This is a genomic window from Desulfofundulus australicus DSM 11792 (assembly GCF_900129285.1).
Lineage (GTDB): Bacteria > Bacillota > Desulfotomaculia > Desulfotomaculales > Desulfovirgulaceae > Desulfofundulus > Desulfofundulus australicus.
In genome coordinates this window covers 1-15,871 of the sequence record NZ_FQUW01000004.1, presented here as the reverse complement: position 1 = coordinate 15,871, position 15,871 = coordinate 1, and the positions used below count along the sequence as shown (strand labels likewise).

Annotated in this window: 14 protein-coding genes and 1 pseudogene; 13 read left to right on the top strand and 2 right to left on the bottom strand. The window is 57.8% G+C overall.

All coding sequences use genetic code 11. The features are described from left to right. Positions 1-75: 75 nt before the first annotated feature. The 5 genes and pseudogenes from BUB44_RS15655 to hflX all read left to right on the top strand — a co-directional run. Positions 76-309, top strand: a pseudogene (locus BUB44_RS15655) (LysE family transporter); the annotation flags it as partial. Positions 310-358: 49 nt separating this feature from the next. Next, complete coding sequence (locus tag BUB44_RS15525) at positions 359-862, top strand: LysE family transporter (protein WP_207545594.1); 504 nt, start codon at positions 359-361, stop codon at positions 860-862. 77 nt (positions 863-939) lie between these two features. Beyond that, positions 940-2,343 (top strand): AmmeMemoRadiSam system protein A, encoded by a 1,404-nt coding sequence (gene amrA, locus BUB44_RS00080; RefSeq protein ID WP_073162271.1) that lies wholly within the window; start codon positions 940-942, stop codon positions 2,341-2,343. Positions 2,344-2,367: 24 nt separating this feature from the next. Continuing rightward, complete coding sequence (gene amrS, locus BUB44_RS00075; RefSeq protein ID WP_073162269.1) at positions 2,368-3,366, top strand: AmmeMemoRadiSam system radical SAM enzyme; 999 nt, start codon at positions 2,368-2,370, stop codon at positions 3,364-3,366. A 44-nt stretch (positions 3,367-3,410) separates the two neighbouring features. Further along, the gene (gene hflX, locus BUB44_RS00070; RefSeq protein ID WP_073162476.1) at positions 3,411-4,694 is read left to right on the top strand and encodes a GTPase HflX; all 1,284 of its coding nucleotides are present in this window, start codon (positions 3,411-3,413) and stop codon (positions 4,692-4,694) included. Here the strand turns inward: hflX and BUB44_RS00065 are convergent, their stop codons facing one another. Together BUB44_RS00065 and BUB44_RS00060 are read right to left on the bottom strand one after the other, a co-directional pair. Beyond that, entirely contained in the window at positions 4,695-5,231 is a 537-nt protein-coding gene (locus BUB44_RS00065) for a hypothetical protein (protein ID WP_073162267.1), read from the bottom strand. 167 nt (positions 5,232-5,398) lie between these two features. Then, the gene (locus BUB44_RS00060; RefSeq protein ID WP_073162266.1) at positions 5,399-5,827 is read right to left on the bottom strand and encodes a helix-turn-helix domain-containing protein; all 429 of its coding nucleotides are present in this window, start codon (positions 5,825-5,827) and stop codon (positions 5,399-5,401) included. Positions 5,828-6,129: 302 nt separating this feature from the next. Here BUB44_RS00060 and BUB44_RS00055 point away from each other — a divergent pair, with 302 nt between their 5' ends. The 8 genes from BUB44_RS00055 to BUB44_RS00020 all read left to right on the top strand — a co-directional run. After that, positions 6,130-6,375 carry a helix-turn-helix domain-containing protein gene (locus BUB44_RS00055; protein WP_242655757.1) on the top strand — a complete coding sequence of 82 codons (246 nt, stop codon included), beginning with the start codon at positions 6,130-6,132 and terminating at the stop codon, positions 6,373-6,375. A gap of 104 nt (positions 6,376-6,479) precedes the next feature. Beyond that, positions 6,480-8,384 carry an S-layer homology domain-containing protein gene (locus tag BUB44_RS00050; RefSeq protein WP_083543003.1) on the top strand — a complete coding sequence of 635 codons (1,905 nt, stop codon included), beginning with the start codon at positions 6,480-6,482 and terminating at the stop codon, positions 8,382-8,384. Between the two features lie 37 nt (positions 8,385-8,421). Continuing rightward, positions 8,422-11,004 (top strand): Ig-like domain-containing protein, encoded by a 2,583-nt coding sequence (locus tag BUB44_RS00045; protein WP_073162263.1) that lies wholly within the window; start codon positions 8,422-8,424, stop codon positions 11,002-11,004. A gap of 229 nt (positions 11,005-11,233) precedes the next feature. Then, on the top strand, positions 11,234-12,079 hold the full coding sequence (locus BUB44_RS00040; RefSeq protein WP_131821559.1) for an REP-associated tyrosine transposase: 846 nt from the start codon (positions 11,234-11,236) through the stop codon (positions 12,077-12,079). A gap of 158 nt (positions 12,080-12,237) precedes the next feature. Further along, positions 12,238-13,914, top strand: a complete 1,677-nt coding sequence (locus BUB44_RS00035) for a S8 family serine peptidase (protein ID WP_073162260.1) — start codon at positions 12,238-12,240, stop codon at positions 13,912-13,914. Positions 13,915-14,149: 235 nt separating this feature from the next. Next, complete coding sequence (locus tag BUB44_RS00030) at positions 14,150-14,611, top strand: MarR family winged helix-turn-helix transcriptional regulator (protein ID WP_083543002.1); 462 nt, start codon at positions 14,150-14,152, stop codon at positions 14,609-14,611. Further along, positions 14,604-15,434 carry an arsenite methyltransferase gene (gene arsM / locus BUB44_RS00025; RefSeq protein WP_073162258.1) on the top strand — a complete coding sequence of 277 codons (831 nt, stop codon included), beginning with the start codon at positions 14,604-14,606 and terminating at the stop codon, positions 15,432-15,434. Before BUB44_RS00030 ends, arsM begins: the two co-directional genes overlap by 8 nt. A 136-nt stretch (positions 15,435-15,570) precedes the next feature. Next, on the top strand, positions 15,571-15,871 hold a 301-nt coding region (locus tag BUB44_RS00020; RefSeq protein WP_165610978.1), incomplete at its 3' end, for an Rpn family recombination-promoting nuclease/putative transposase.

Below are 15,871 nucleotides of genomic sequence, written 5' to 3'. Positions count from 1 at the left end.
ATTTTTTGCGGTTAAAATAATTTTTCCACCGGGCAGGACTTCCCGCCGGCGGGGGAGAAGTTCTGCCCGGGAGGGATGGCATTGGAACTGGTGGCCATTTTTTCGACGGCTTTCGTGGTGGGGCTTTCCGGGGCCATGATGCCCGGGCCCCTGCTTACGGTGACCATTGGGGAGAGCGCCCGGCGGGGCTTTGCCGCCGGCCCCCTGGTGGTGCTGGGCCACGCCCTGCTGGAGGGGGCCCTGGTGGTAGCCCTGTCCCTGGGCCTGGCTTCCCTGATCACCGCTCCCCCGGTGGCCAGGGGCATCGCCGTGGTGGGGGGGATATTCCTGATCTACCTGGGGTGGGGCATGGCCCGGGATGCCTGGCTGGGCCGGGTGGAGCTGGGCGTTGAACGGGCGGGCCCGGAGGAGCCGGGATGCGGTTCACGGGCGGGGGGGGTCCGGTGCGGGTGTGCCGGGCCATCCCGGGGGAGGGAGCGCCGGCTCTTCCCCGGGCGCCGCGCCGGGCCATTCCGCCACCCGTTCTCCCGGCCCCCTTTCCCCCGGGAGGATGCACCCCGTGCTGGCGGGGGTGCTGGTCAGCCTGTCCAACCCTTACTGGACGCTCTGGTGGGCCACGGTGGGCCTGGGTTACATAGTTCTCTCCTTGAAACAGGGGACTGCCGGGCTGGTGAGCTTTTTCGGCGGCCATATTTTGTCGGATCTGGCCTGGTACAGCCTGGTGGCGGGGGCGGTGGCCGGCGGCCGGCGCTTTTTGACCCCGGCCGTTTACCGGGGCATCCTGGTGTGCTGCGGGGCTTTCCTGATTTTTCTGGGAGGTTCTTTCATCTATATGGGCGCTGCCGGGCGCGTGACCCTGTGATGCAATTCCCCGCGACGCCCTGCAGGGTATAATTATTATTTAAGGAAAAAATCCGTGCGAAGCGAGGTGTTTTGGAAATGGCCGTGATGGTCGGCGGTATTTGCCCCCACCCCCCGGTGATGATCCCCGAGGTGGGCGGGGCGGAGGCGGACAGGGTCATGGCTTCCCGGCGGGCCATGCTGGAACTGGGCCGCCGGGTGAAGGAAAGCGGGGCCCAGACGCTGGTGATAATCTCTCCCCACGGCCCGGTTTTCAGGGACGGCATCGCCATCATGGCGGTTCAGGAGCTGCGGGGGGACCTGAGGCGGTTCGGTGCCCGGGGGGTGAGTTTCGAGGTAAAAAACGACCCCGCCCTGGTGGAGGAAATAGCGGCCCGGGCCGGGGAGCGGGGCATAACCGTGCTGCGGGTGGATGAGAAAACGGCCCGGCGCTACGGCCTGGACCTGGAGCTGGACCACGGCACCATGGTGCCCCTGTACTTCCTGCGGGAGGCGGGCGTGGACCTGCCCCTGGTACCGGTGGCCATGGGGCTCTTACCTTACCGCCTGCTCTACGCCTTCGGCATGGCCGTGGCCGGGGCGGCGGAGAAGCTGGGGAAAAAGGTGGCCGTCCTGGCCAGCGGCGACCTCTCCCACCGCCTGACCCCGGACGCGCCGGCCGGTTACGACCCCCGGGGCCAGGAGTTCGACCGGGAAATCGCCCGCCTGGTGGCGGCCGCCGACATCGAGGGAATTATGAACCTGGATGCCGGGCTGGTGGAGCGGGCCGGGGAATGCGGCCTGCGGCCCATTATCATGGCCTTCGGCGCCTTTGACGGGCTGGCCCTGAAGGGGGAAGTCCTTTCCTACGAGGGGCCTTTCGGTGTGGGGTACATGGTGGCCGCCCTCGCTCCCGGCGGTCCGGACCCCGGGAGGCGGGTGTGGGAGAAGCTGGCCGCGGCGGAGGAAAAGGCCCGGGAAGAGCGCCTGCGCAGTGAAAGCTATCTCGTGCGGGTGGCCCGGCGCTCCCTGGAAAACTACTTTGCCGGGCGCTCCCGGCTGTACGATGATGCGGACATCCCGCCCGAGTTTGCCCGCCGCGCCGGCGCCTTTGTCTCCCTGCACAAGCACGGGCAGCTGCGGGGGTGTATCGGCACCGTCACACCCCAGTACAAGCACATCGTGGAAGAGGTGGCCATGAACGCCATCAGCGCTGCCGTGCGGGACCCCCGGTTTTACCCGGTGACGGAGGACGAACTGCCGGAACTGGAGATCTCCGTGGACGTGCTCCAGGAGCCGGAGCCGGTGGAGAGCATGGCCGAACTGGACCCCAAAAAGTACGGCGTTATCGTCCGGTCGGGCGGCCGGCAGGGGCTGCTCCTGCCCGACCTGGAAGGGGTGGACACGGCCGAGCAGCAGGTGGCCATCGCCCGGCAGAAGGCGGGCATCGGCCCCCACGAACCGGTTCAGCTCATGCGTTTTGAAGTGAAAAGGTATCACTGAAGGTGGGGTAAGGGAGGGTTATGCGTGCAGGAGGCGCTTTTTTATGAAAAAGGGGAGGGGGGGCGTGCTTTCTGCCGACTCTGCCCCCGGCTCTGCAGCATCAGGGACGGCCGTACCGGCTTCTGCCGGGTGCGGGAAAACCGGCAGGGGGTTCTCTACACCCTCAATTACGGCCGGGTTTCTTCCTGCGCCCTGGACCCCATAGAAAAAAAGCCCCTCTACCACTTTTACCCGGGAAGTTTCATCCTTTCCCTGGGCAGCGTGGGCTGCAACCTGCGCTGCGGCTTCTGCCAGAACTGGCAGATCGCCCACGCCGACCCCCGGACGGTCTACCTGAGCCCGGCAGAAGCCGTGGCCGCGGCCCGGGAGCAGGTCGACCGGGGCTACCCCAACGTGGGCCTGGCCTTCACCTACAACGAGCCCTTCATCTGGTACGAGTACGTTTACGATACGGCCCGCCTGGCCCGCCGGGAGGGACTGAAAAACGTGCTGGTCACCAACGGCTACGTCAGCGAGGAGCCCCTGCGGCAGATCCTGCCCTTCATCGACGCTATGAATATAGACGTGAAGGGGTTTACTGATGAATATTACCGCGGGACGTGCGCCGGCCGCCTGGAGCCCGTGGTGCGCACGGTGGAGATCGCCCGCCGGCACTGCCACGTGGAGCTGACCACCCTGCTGGTTCCCGGCTTAAACGATTCGGAAGAGGAGATCCGCCGCCTGGTGGACTGGGTGGCCGGGCTCGACCCGGATATACCCCTGCACTTTTCCCGCTATTTCCCCAATTTCGAGTTCGACCTGCCGCCCACGCCCCTGGAAACCCTGCAGAGGGCCCGGGAAATAGCCCGGGAAAAACTCCGCCACGTCTACACCGGCAACGCCCCGGAGCTGGACGGCAGCGACACCCTCTGCCCGTCCTGCGGCGAGATCCTCATCCGCCGCACCGGCTACCGGGTGCAGGTGCGCGGGCTGGAGGGGAACCGGTGCCGTTACTGCGGGGCGGAAGTGAAGGTTGTGGTGTGAAATAAGGTGCAATGCCGAAAAAAGTCTTTGAAGGTTTGGTGCGTATGCAAAATTTACCTGCTTACGAAAAAGTGCTGCTTGTAACCCTGCAACTGCCCCATGAAGACGAGCGTGAAGTGGAGGAGTCCCTGGAGGAGCTGGCCCGGCTGGCGGACACGGCTGGGGCGCAGGTGGTGGGCAGGGTGGTGCAGCGCGCCCGCCGGCCGGACCCGGCCACCTTTCTGGGGCGGGGCAAGGTGCGCGAGGAAATAGCCCCCGCCTGCCGGGAGCTGGGGGTTGACCTGGTCATCTGCGACCATGAGCTTTCCCCCGCCCAGGTGCGCAACCTGGAGGAGGAACTGGGGGTGCGGGTTATCGACCGCACCCAGCTCATCCTGGACATCTTTGCCCGGCGGGCCCGCACCCGGGAGGGCAGGCTGCAGGTGGAGCTGGCCCAGCTGGAATACCTCTACCCCCGGCTGACGGGCAGGGGAACGGAACTCTCCCGGCTGGGGGGCGGTATCGGCACCCGGGGCCCCGGCGAGACGAAGCTGGAAACCGACCGGCGGCGCATCAAAAGGCGCATCACCGACCTGCGCCGGGAGCTGGAAGAGGTGCGGCGGCACCGGGCCCTGCTGCGTGCCAGGCGGCAGGGCGTGCCCCTGACCCTGGTCAGCCTGGTGGGGTACACCAACGCCGGCAAGTCCACCCTCCTCAATGCCCTCACGGGGGCGGGTGTCCCGGCCGAAGACAAATTGTTTGCCACCCTGGACCCCACCACCCGGCGCCTGGTGCTGCCCAACAACGAAATGGTGCTGCTCACCGATACGGTGGGCTTCATCCGCCGCCTGCCCCACCACCTGGTGGCCGCCTTCCGGGCCACCCTGGAGGAGGTGGTGGAGGCCGACCTGCTCCTGCACGTGGTGGACGTGAGCAGCCCCGATTACCCGGACCAGGTGAAGGCCGTGGAAAAGGTGCTGGCCTCGCTGGGGGCGGGGGAAAAGCCCACCATCCTGGTTTACAATAAAATTGACCGCTTAACTGCTGAAGAAACCTGGTTGCTCCCGACGGGCAGGCCGGCGGTGGCGGTTTCCGCCCTTACCGGCCGGGGCCTGGATGAGCTGCGCCGACTCATCATGGAAGTCTTGAGGGATCAAAGGGTGCGGCGGGAGTTCCTGGTGCCCTACCGGCGGGGAGACGTGCTCAACCTGCTCTACGAAAAGGGGGAGGTCCTGCGGCGGGAAGACACCCCCGCGGGGGTGCTTCTGGAGGTGGAGCTGGGCGCGGTGTGGGCCTCCCGGGCGGCGGCCCTGCTGGGGAAAGATAATCCCGGCAGGATTCCCGGGTAATCATGCCTGAAGTCTCCCGGCGGCCGGCCGGGCGCCTGCCGGGAAGGGGGCGTTCTCCTGAACCACATGCTCGCGCCCTGCCAGCCGCTCTTCCAGGTTGAACCGGCGGCGCACCAGGGGTGCGGGTATGTGAAAGGCATCCGCCACTTCATGAATCTTCAGAAAGTCCACCCCTGCACTGCCCGTCCCCGGGGGCAGCAGGAGGAGGGCGGCAAAATCTTCGGCGGCGTTTTCTTCTTCCCCTCTCCCGGTCAGCCCGTCCACGTATATGCCGCTGGTGACATTCAGGCAGTGCTGGCCCAGCCCGTAGGCCAGCATGTGCTTCAGTTCCGGCCTGGAAAGCCCCTTTTTCACCGTGAGCAGCGCGATGCCGTCCCCCGTGCGCACGTATCTTCCCCTGACCCGGCCTTTAAACGGGAAGCGGGTCAGGATGATCCCTTCGCTCCTGGCTATCCTGTACAGCTGGTAAACACCCGGTGGCCCCTCGAGACGGTACTTCTTGATCAGGGCCAGGGCCAGCCGGACGGCTGAACTCAAGGCTACCCCTCCGCTCGGCAGAAACATTCTCAAGGATACCAGCGTATCCTTGAACTATTTCTCATTTTATTTTATTATAAACCACGGTTAAGTCGGATTTTGTTGAAAAGTTGGGGAAGATAAAAAAATCATTACTCCTCGTTGGATGAGGCGCTGTCCTCGCCCTGTCATCCTTTCCGGTTCCCTTCCTCCCTTTTCCTGCGCCGCTCCCTCTCCTTCTTTATAAAGCGCAGGGCCCACTCCCAGTGCTCGGCCAGGGACTGTTTTTCTTCCTCCGTCAGGTCCGGTACCTGCCTGAGCAGGCCGGCGAACAGGGGGTCGGCCGCAACTGCATACAGCTTCGCGTCATGGGGTGCATTCCCGGGTGCACCCTCTCCGCCGGTTCCGTAAGGCCGGTCGGTGCGCCCCAGCAGGTAGTCCGTCGAAACGCCGAAGAAATCGGCCAGCCGTTTGAGAGACTGGTTGTCCGGCGAGCGCCTGTTTTTCTCGTACATGGCAATGGTGCTCTGCCCCATATGTAACAGGCGGGCCAGTTCCGCCTGGGACAATCCCCTTTGATTGCGCAGATAGGCCAGCCTTTCGCCGAGGGAAGGCATGTTGGTTCACCCCGATCGTAATTTAACACGTTTTGTGAAGTCGGGAAAGAAAATAAAAAACGGATTTTCCGTTCAAGCGCATAATGTGGTAAGAAATAAAAACCTTCTACTAATTATTTACGTTCGGCGCAAATTTTAACCGGTGGACCCTTGACAGCAATCGCGATTTGTGATTATAGTAATAGTCAGAGGGTGACGGCAGCTGGCCGGCACCGCGGGGTTGAAACGGGCCGGCCGGCGCTGCAGCCGTCAGGAAGGGGGGAGGTTCTGACCTTTCAGCATCAAGCCGAAGGGTGAGCGGGGTGAGAAATGAAAAGATGTACCAGTTGAGGCTCAAGATGGGCCTCAGCCAGCGGCAGGTAGCCGAGGCCGTGGGCATCAGCCAGAGCTCCTACGCCATGATTGAAGGCGGCCACCGCCACCCCCGCAAGGAGGTGGAGAAGAAACTGGCCGACTTCTTCGGCGTCACCGTGGACGAGCTTTTTTTCAGCCAGGATTATCACGGTGCGCGATTGGAGGAGCCGGAAGAAGGAGAAGAAAACGAATAAGCACGGATGATATCATACGATAGCCAGATTTGATGTCCCGGTGGAAGGCGAACGGGAAAACGCTGTGGAAAGGCTGCAATAAGGAAAGGTGGTAATAGCGCGCGATGAAGTCGAGATTGCTGGCAGTAACTCTGGTCTTCAGCCTGCTCCTGGCCCTGGCCGGTGTGGCCTACGCCGGCTTTTCCGACCTGAACGGGCACTGGGCGCAGAAACAGGTGGAGGAGTGGGCTGATAAGGGCTTGGTGCGCGGCTACCAGGACGGCACCTTCCGGCCGAACAATGCCGTGACCAGGGCAGAGTTTGTAGCCCTGGTGAACAGGGCCATGGAGGTGGAAGGTAGCGGCGCAGAAGTCAGCTTCAAGGATGTTAAGTCCGGCGACTGGTTCTTCAACGATGTGGCCGCGGCGGTGAGCGCCGGCTACGTGGGCGGCTATGAAGACGGGACCTTCCGGCCGAACCAGCCCATCACCCGCCAGGAGGCCGCTTCCATCATCGGTCGCCTGCTGAACCTGGGGAGCGGCGATGCAAGCGTGCTGGCCAAGTTTAAGGACGCCGGCCAGATCGGCAGCTGGGCCCGGGGCAGTGTGGCCGCTGTGGTGGCTGAGGGCCTGATGGGCGGCTATGCCGACGGCACCTTCGGTCCGGCCAGGTCCATCACCCGGGCGGAGACCGTGGTGGTTCTCGACCGGGCGGTAAGCGGTGAGACGCCGCAGGTGCCGGGAGAAGAAATAAAGGTTACCGGCGTTAAACTGGACAGGGATACGCTGAGCCTCAGCGTGGGCTCCACGGTGCAGCTGAAGGCTACCATTACCCCGGACAACGCCACCAATAAGGAAGTGACCTGGTCTACCAGCGACGAGAAAATCGCCACCGTGGATGACCAGGGCAACGTTAAAGGCGTGGCTGAGGGCAAGGCCACCATCACTGTCACCACCGCGGACGGCGGCTTCCAGGATAACTGCGAAGTGACCGTGGTGCGCCGTAGCAGCGGCGGCGGTGGCGGCGGCGGTGGCGGCGGTGGGTCGACCACCATACCCGTTACCGGCGTGACCCTGGATAAAACCAGCCTGACCATGAACGTCGGTGAAAGCTACCAGCTGAAAGCCACCGTGTCCCCGGACAATGCCACCAACAAAAATGTCACCTGGAGCAGCAGCAACCCCGACGTGGCCGCGGTGGATAACACAGGTAAGGTTACCGCTGTGGCGGCAGGTACGGCCACCATTACCGTGAAGACGGTGGACGGCGGCAAGACGGCCACCTGTGTGGTAACGGTCAGCAAGTGGCCTAAGGAAGTGCAAGATGTTGTAGCATCTTCCCTGGCCGGAAATACGGCGGTGAAAGTGTTTATCAAGGCCGAGTACGCGGAAGAAGTGACTTCGGTAACGGTGAACGGGCAGGCGGCGCAGAAACAGGAGGCCAACCCGCTGGAATGGCGTGTGGTCCTGTCCGGCATCTATACAGTAGATGACCTGACGGTGGAAGTTAATGCCGCAGCGGCACCCGTCCTGCCTGATGAAGTAGCTTCCGTTGTCGCGTCACCACTGGCAGGGGTTACAGCGGTAAAGGTATTTATCAAGCCCGACCTGGTGGATTTGATTGAAGGCGTTTCCATTAACGGCCAGCCGGCGGTTCAGCAGGAGGCCAATCCCGCCGAGTGGAGGGCCGTTCTGGACGGAACGCTGGATGAGTCTGAGCTCAACATCACCGTCACCCGTAAGCAGGAGCAGCCCGCACCTCAGCCCGGGGAAGCTCAGTTAATTGATACGGTTAATTCCAACATCAGTTACAGCGCAACTTTCGGCACCAATGCTTATATCTATATCCTACCGGGTAAGAACGTTACCTCGGTTACCGTTGGCGATGTACAGGCTACTTACAATCAAAGCAATGGAGTATGGGTTGCCACCCTCCAGGGTGTGAGCGCTGGTGACGTGGTGGATGTGGTGGCCAGCGGTCCGGACGGAACTGAAACCGTGACGTTCACTGTCGTTGATCTGGGTGTTTAATCAACTAAGCAAATTCCAGTTTGGGAGGTTAAATTGAATGGTCAGAACAAGGCGGAAAGTCTGGTCAGTGCTGGCAGTGCTGATGGTGCTCTCGCTGGTGCTTTCCAGTGTGGCCTATGCAGCACCACTGGCTGTTAAGGTTACGGCCCAGGACAATAAGGTCTATAACTACGACTATACAAAACTTGGCACATCCCAGGCTCTGGCAAATCACTTCAAAAACAGCTTCCAATGGGCGTTTATGAACAATAAAAAAGTTGTTATAGATGATAGTGCCGGCGTAAAGGTTGATTTCGATTCAACATTCAAATACGGCGGTAGCTATGCCGATACCGTTCAGGCGGTGCTGGGTGGCAGTGAACCCCAGGGCGAAGCTCTTCAGCCCACCCACAACATGGTTGAAGAGAACGGCCAGGTAGTCGAGAAACCTGTGGAGACTGAACCAGGGCAGCTGGAAGTGGTAAGTGTAAGTGCGATTAACCCAACTACTGTTGAAGTAACATTCAATCAGGAGGATGTAGAGTTTACTAAGTCTGATGTTACAGTTAAAAATACTGAGACCAATACTAAACAATATGTTAAGGCTGTAACTATCGAAAAAGGTGTTGCTACCATTGAATTTTACGAAGCATTAGAGAGCGGAAACACCTATGACTTTATTTTCAACATTGGTGAAGAGACCGTAACTGCTTCATATAAATTCGTAGTTGCCGAAGTAGCAAAAATAGTAGCAACTAACCAGGTTGTTCCTGCCGAAGTGCCAACCGCTATTAAATACAAAGTCTATGATGTAAATGGATTAGACGTTACCGATGATGTGCAGGTAGAATTCGAATCTACTGTGCCAATCACTAACGGAGAAATTACCCTTGGAAACAGCGAAACTGCTTTTGTTGTAATCAAGTACACAAACGAAGATGGAACAGTAATCAAAAGTGACCGTATCACAGTTAAAGGCGAAACACCCAAAGTAGCGAAGCTTCTGAATTGGACACTTGCTACTGGATCTGTAAATTTCGATGATGAAGGTTATGTACAGAATAAACTCGTTAAGGCAGGTACGACACCTGAATTTTACCTGCAGGTAGAAGACCAGTTTGGGAATAAACACGACTTGCAAAATAGCAATATTTTAGAAAATACCATTGTAACATACGAATCACTTGATAAGACCGTAGCGCTTGTTGACAAAAACACTGGTGTCGTGACACCGATAGCCACTGGCACAGTTCCCGTTAAAATCATGTTTAGTCAAAATGGTGTAACCTACTTCTCCGAAACAGTGGAAATCACAGTAGGGGAACAAGCTAAGTTTAGCGCTATAGAGCTGAATAAAACTGATATAACTTTGTCCTCTTCCCTGCTTACCCCTGAGTCAGTAACACTAACCTTCAAGGACCAGTTTGGGGATAAGATTGTACTTAGCAATGCTACCGTGACTGCTACAGTAAAGACGGGAACGGGGATTATAACGCTGGATTCTACTACAGAAACAATTACTGGTACGAATGCAACATTTACTATTAACCCTGTTCAAGGGAAGGAAGGAACTGCCACCGTTGAGTTTGCCGTAGAAGGAACTACAATTAAAGCTGTTGTCAACGTAACTGTGGTAAAAGCCGGGGCAGTAGCGGATTATACTGTGGAAGGATTTAAATCTCAGCTAAATAAGTATAATGATCCAGCTACTGAAGAAAACGAAAGCCAAATGACGCTAAAAGTTTACGCAGTAGACGCTAATGGTGTTAAAGTGAATCAAGTTGTAGAATATCTTGCAGGTGAAATTGAAGGTGTTAGTGATGGTGTAAGTATTGTTGATAGTACCATAGTAATTGATGCTTCTAACTTCGAAGCTGGTAAGTCCTACGATGTAACCATTAAAGTAGGATCTCTACCAGTCTTCAGCGGAACATTTGAAGTAGTTGATACCACTCCCAAGCCAACTGTTGAGCTTACGAAATCTTCCTTGACAGTTGGCGTTGGCCAAAATATTGTTGATTGCTTAAAAGAAGCTTTTGAGGTAACTGGCAAGTTGGGTGACCAACCAGTAACTGCTGATAATATTACTGATGTACTCTTTAGCACTGACAATAGCAGTATTATTGAAAATGGTGTTGTTGCTAGCGAAGGATCTGCCACCTTTGTCATAAGAGGAGTAGTAATAAATGATGTAACTATTGAGTTAGATAATGAGTTGCTTAACATTACAGCAGTGGCTCCGAGCTTAACCTATACCGGGCTTCAAGAAAGCTACACTGTAAGAACTGAAGAACCTAGCGGTAGTGATAACAATTTTATAAACGGCACCCCAATAAAGGTAACCTTAACTAATAATACCAGTGTTACCTGGGATAAGGTAAGAATAGCTCCAGTAGACGTAAATAATATCCAATTGTGGGCATACGATAATGTCAGTGAGCAGTGGTATGACATTAATAAAGTTGGCTGGGGCCCGCCGGCGGGCTTCATGCTAACTCCGGGTTACACTGCAGACACTGACGTGTACGTAGGCGCCAGTGTAGCTGGTTCTTATGATGTGACTGTGAAGCTAATAAATGTTGATAATAACAAGGTGATTACCAGTATCACTGGTACTATAAATGTAGTAAATGCTGAATAAACCAACTAAACAGCAAGCAGCTATACGATTCTTAACACAACAAGCACATTCGTTAGCGATATGAGTTGTAACAGAGCCCTCATGCCGTATGGCGTGAGGGTTTTTTTTAACTCTTTTTGGTTAGGTATAACTCAAGTTAGAAGCAGGTGGTGCCAGGCACCTAACTTATTAACTTATAGTTGAAGGGTTGGTGGGCCCCTGTTACAATGGGTGGCAGGGGGTGAATTTTTTGGGTAGGAGACCAAGAATAGAGTTTGAGGGCGCAATGTACCACGTAATCCAGCGGGGCAACAACAGGGAGTTTATATTTATTATGCCGGAGCACAAGGAGTATCTGCTTGAGCAGTTGCGGCACGCCGTTAACGTGGACGGCCTGGAAATTTTTGCTTATGTAATAATGAACAATCATTTCCACCTGGCCGTCCGTACGAATAAAGAGCCCCTGAGCAAAGTAATGCACCGTTTGAATACCCGCTTCAGCCGGTATTACAACCGTGAGCGGGGTCGGACCGGCCACGTTTTTGAAAGCAGGTATAAGGCCGTCCCAATTGAAAACGAGCGGTATCTTCTGGCAGTTGTCAGGTACATACACCGTAATCCTGTCCGGGCTGGTTTATGCACGGGAGTGGCTGATTATAAATGGAGCAGCGATGCTGATTATCGCGGAGAGGGTAGTGGATTTGTACATACAAAGCAGCTGCTGGACATCCTGGATGACGATCCGGGGAGGGCCTTTAAAAAGTATGTCTTACTTATGGAACAGGATGATGATAAGGACTGGGAGAATGTTTCATTTATCGGCCGGGAATCTTTTGCTTTAAAGGTTGAGCCAAGACAGGCTGTACCCACCAGGAAGCGGTTGGATGAAATCCTCATGGCTTCCGGAGTGAATATGGAAGAGTTTGCGCAAATAAAGAGCGGATCCAGAAAAAGATCGCTGGTGCCGTATAAAGTTTGGTACGCCAGGGAAGCACTGGCGCAGGGATATACGTTGCAAGAAATAGGCCAAAATATTCGCATCTCTTCGGTGGCTGTTTACAAACTTCTATCCCGTGCCAGGCAATTAACCTGTTAATTTATTATTGTTAACGGCGTTAGGGCCGGTGCCCTGGGGGGGCCCCGGAGCGTTTTACTTTTGTAATCTCATCCTTTTGCTCAGAATGCTAAAGGAAATGGTCCCTTGCTTGGTAAAGAAGTTGTTTCGGGAAATATGCAACAGGGGGGAATGATGCTTTGCCCGCGAAAAAATTCTATTATCAGTTTCTGGCGGGGTTGTTGTTTCTTCTGATGCTTATGGCCGTTTATGCACCCGGGGCGGCGGCCCAGACGACGAAGAGTGTGCAGGCTTACCGGTTCGGAAGTGAGCAGGTGCCTTCTGTGGCCGGCCATGCCTACGCCTTAAAAGAAACTGTCCGCCAGTTGATTGAAGAACGGCGCCAGCGGGAGAAACATATGCCCGCCCGGGACTACAGCCGGGAGATTATTGTGAAATGGAAAAAGTCATCGGATAGAGTAAGCAAAGAGGCGCTTCTCAAAAAATGTGCTGCCGAAAAAATCCACGAAAAAGGGGATTTGTCCCTGCTCCGGGTAAAAGACAGGGAGGAGGCCATTGCAGAATTAAAGCGGAGCGGGCGCGTAGAGTATGCGGAGCCCAATTATCCCCTGCATATGATGTACGTCCCAAACGATCCCCTGTTTTTTGACCAGTGGGCACTGCACACGATCAATGCCGCCGGGGCATGGGATAAGCTGGCGCCAAATCAGGAACCGGTGATTGTGGCCGTGGTTGACACGGGCATCGATTTTTATCACGAAGATCTGCAGGGGCGCATTTCGCTTGATGGAGCCTGGGATTTTGTATTAAACGATTCATACCCGCTGGATCTGGACGGGCACGGTACGGAAGTGGCCGGTGTTATCGCTGCCGCCACCGGCAACGCCACCGGCATTGCCGGTACCGCCGGGCGGCAAAATGTACAGATACTGCCCTTGAGGGTCTTCAACTGGCTGGGGGAAACTAATATCTATTGGGTGAGCCAGGCCATTGCCCACGCCGTTGACTGTGGGGCACAGGTGATCAACCTCAGCCTGGGCGGTCCACAGTACTCTCAGGCATTGGCCGATGCGGTTGACTATGCGTGGGAGCGCGGCGTGGTGGTGGTGGCCGCCGCCGGCAATGAAGGCGGTCCGGTGTTCTACCCGGCGGCTTTGCCCCATGTGATCGCCGTGGCCGCCAGCGATGAGGGCGACGGGGTGGCCTATTTTTCAAATCACGGGCCGGAAATTATGGTGGCAGCACCGGGAGTGGATGTTCTATCAACCGATGCCTTTTATCCCGAATATACCGTCGTCAGCGGAACGTCCATAGCGGCGCCCTTTGTTTCGGCCGCTGCGGCCATAATTAAATCGCAGCTACCCGGTGCCGGGCCGGATCAGGTGGCGGAGATAATCCAGAAGGGCGCCGTGGATATTGGCCCGCCGGGGAAAGATGACTACGCCGGCTACGGCCGCCTGGATCTGGATCTGGTGGCCGCGCAGCTGGCGGGTGCAGGCACCCCGGGCGGGGGCGGCGGTGGCGGTGGGATCGTTATGGAGCCGGGCCAGATTTTGCAGATTGACTTCAACCTGCCGGTGAAGATAGATGGGAATACCTCCTCCCACTTCCACCTGCTCACTGCCGGAGGTGCCGAGCTGCCCTGCACGCTATATTTTGTAGGCGAGGTGAACACAGGTGAAACCGGCGGCTACACCACCTTCTGGCTCAAGCCCCGCGATGCCCTGGCCGCTGGCCAGACCTACACCCTGCGGGTGGATGCCGGCCTGACCGCCACTTCGGGGCAAAAGCTGAAGGAAAACTATAATTTGGATATTTATGTTCAAGATGCTGCGGCGGAGCAGTTAGGGAGATAACCAGATCAAGGTGGCAATCGGTGCCAGGCATCTTGCTCGTTAACCTCCCGTATCTCCCCCTGCCTGGAGGCAGGGGTTTTTTTATTTTCTCACCGGGTTATGGCGCTGTCTGCCTGTCCGGGGCATGCTGCCTGCCTTAAAGGCCCCGCGGCCAGTTTGGAAATTTGCCCCCGGCCTGCGGGGGTATACTTGCATAATACAACCGTTGCATGATACAATATAAAGGGTGAGGCAGATGGACATGGAAGCTATGGCCGCGCGGCTGTGCCGCCTGCTGGGGGAACTCGGCCGGGCGATGCGTGTGCTGGAGAAAAGTGAGGTGGGCTGCTGCGGGATCACCCTCTCCCAGTGCCACCTGCTGCTGGAAGTTTCCCGGCAGGAGGGCGGGGATGCCTCCCCCAGCGACCTGGCGGCGGCGCTGGGCCTGGACCTGAGCACTGTTAGCCGGGTGGCGGACGGCCTGGTCAGGCAGAAGCTCCTTTGCAGGGAGGCGGACGGCCTTGACCGGCGCCGTTTGAGGCTGGTGCTGACGGATGCCGGCAGGGAGCTGGTGGAGGGCATCAGCCGCGGAATGCAGGAGTATGCCCGCGCCATACTGGAAGAGATACCGGCGGAGGAGAGGGCCGGCGTGCTCCGGAGCCTGGAACGGCTGGCGGAAGCCGTGCAGAAAGTAAAAGGGGGATGCTGTGGTGGATGATGTTTTGAAGAAAGCCGTGCGGGAAAAGTATGCCGCCCTGGCCAGTTCAGCCCGGTCCGGCAGTGCCGGGTGCTGCTGCTCACCGGCCGGGTGCGGCTGCGGGCCGTATTACGCCCCGGAAGAGACGGAGGGGCTGCCCCGGGATTTGCTCGAAGCCTCCCTGGGGTGCGGCAACCCTATCACCCTGGCCGGGCTGCAGCCGGGGGAGGTGGTCCTGGATCTGGGCAGCGGCGCCGGGCTGGACGTGCTGCTCGCCGCCCGGCAGGTGGGGTCGGCGGGCAGGGTGTACGGCCTGGACATGACCGAGGAAATGCTCGCCCTGGCGCGGGAGCACCAGCTCCGCAGCGGGGTGACCAATGTTGAATTTATTAAAGGGGAGATGGAAAACATCCCCCTGCCCGATAATCATGTGGACGTGGTCATCTCCAACTGCGTGATCAACCTGGCCGCGGACAAAAGCCGCGTGCTCCGGGAAGTTTTCCGGGTGCTCAGGCCCGGCGGGCGCCTGGCCGTTTCCGACATGATGTGGCGGCGGGAGGTGCCCCCGGTTCTGCGGCAGAATGTCGAGCTCTGGGTGAGCTGTGTGGCCGGTGCACCCGGGGAAGAAGAGTACCGCCGCCTGCTGGAGGAAGCCGGCTTTGAGGGAATAGCCATGGAGGTGGTCCGCCCCTTTGGTCTGGCGGACTTCCCGGAAGGGGCCCTGCCGGAGGAAGTGCGGCGGCAATTGGCCGGCTACGAAGGGGCCCTGGTAAGCGCCTCCATCCGGGCGCGCAAGCCCGGGGAGCGAAATGCAGTGAGCGGTGCCAGGCACTTAACTTATTAACTTATCGAGCCCCGGTCCCGCGCCGGCGGGGCTTTTTCTTTTCACTGCCGGTGTACGATTCAGAATCGGTTCAGTTCCGCCTCATGTCAATCTCCGGCTGGATGTGGTATAATACAGCCACAGGAGGAATGAACCCGTGCCGGACAAAAGACAGCCCCACCACACCCACGACAGGGGATACAGGGAACTTCTCTCCAGCAAGCGGGCGTTTCTGGAATTGCTCAAGACCTTTGTCCGTGAGGAATGGACGAAAAACATAGACGAAGACAGCCTGGTGCGGGTGGAAAAGTCCTATATCCTGCAGGACTTCAGCGAGAAAGAAGCAGACATCATCTACCGGCTCAAGACGAAAGGCGGCGACGTTATATTCTACGTTCTGCTGGAGCTGCAGTCAACGGTGGACTACCTGATGCCCTTCCGGCTGCTGCTGTACATGG

What these genes read in the sequence shown, in the direction of transcription:
- BUB44_RS15525 (WP_207545594.1), top strand. Translation starts at nt 359, where the DNA reads ATGCCTGGCTGGGCCGGGTGGAGCTGGGCGTTGAACGGGCGGGCCCGG.
- BUB44_RS00045 (WP_073162263.1), top strand. Translation starts at nt 8,422, where the DNA reads ATGGTCAGAACAAGGCGGAAAGTCTGGTCAGTGCTGGCAGTGCTGATG.
- BUB44_RS00030 (WP_083543002.1), top strand. Translation starts at nt 14,150, where the DNA reads ATGGACATGGAAGCTATGGCCGCGCGGCTGTGCCGCCTGCTGGGGGAA.
- hflX (WP_073162476.1), top strand. Translation starts at nt 3,411, where the DNA reads ATGCAAAATTTACCTGCTTACGAAAAAGTGCTGCTTGTAACCCTGCAA.
- BUB44_RS00060 (WP_073162266.1), bottom strand. Translation starts at nt 5,827, where the DNA reads ATGCCTTCCCTCGGCGAAAGGCTGGCCTATCTGCGCAATCAAAGGGGA.
- amrA (WP_073162271.1), top strand. Translation starts at nt 940, where the DNA reads ATGGCCGTGATGGTCGGCGGTATTTGCCCCCACCCCCCGGTGATGATC.
- BUB44_RS00050 (WP_083543003.1), top strand. Translation starts at nt 6,480, where the DNA reads ATGAAGTCGAGATTGCTGGCAGTAACTCTGGTCTTCAGCCTGCTCCTG.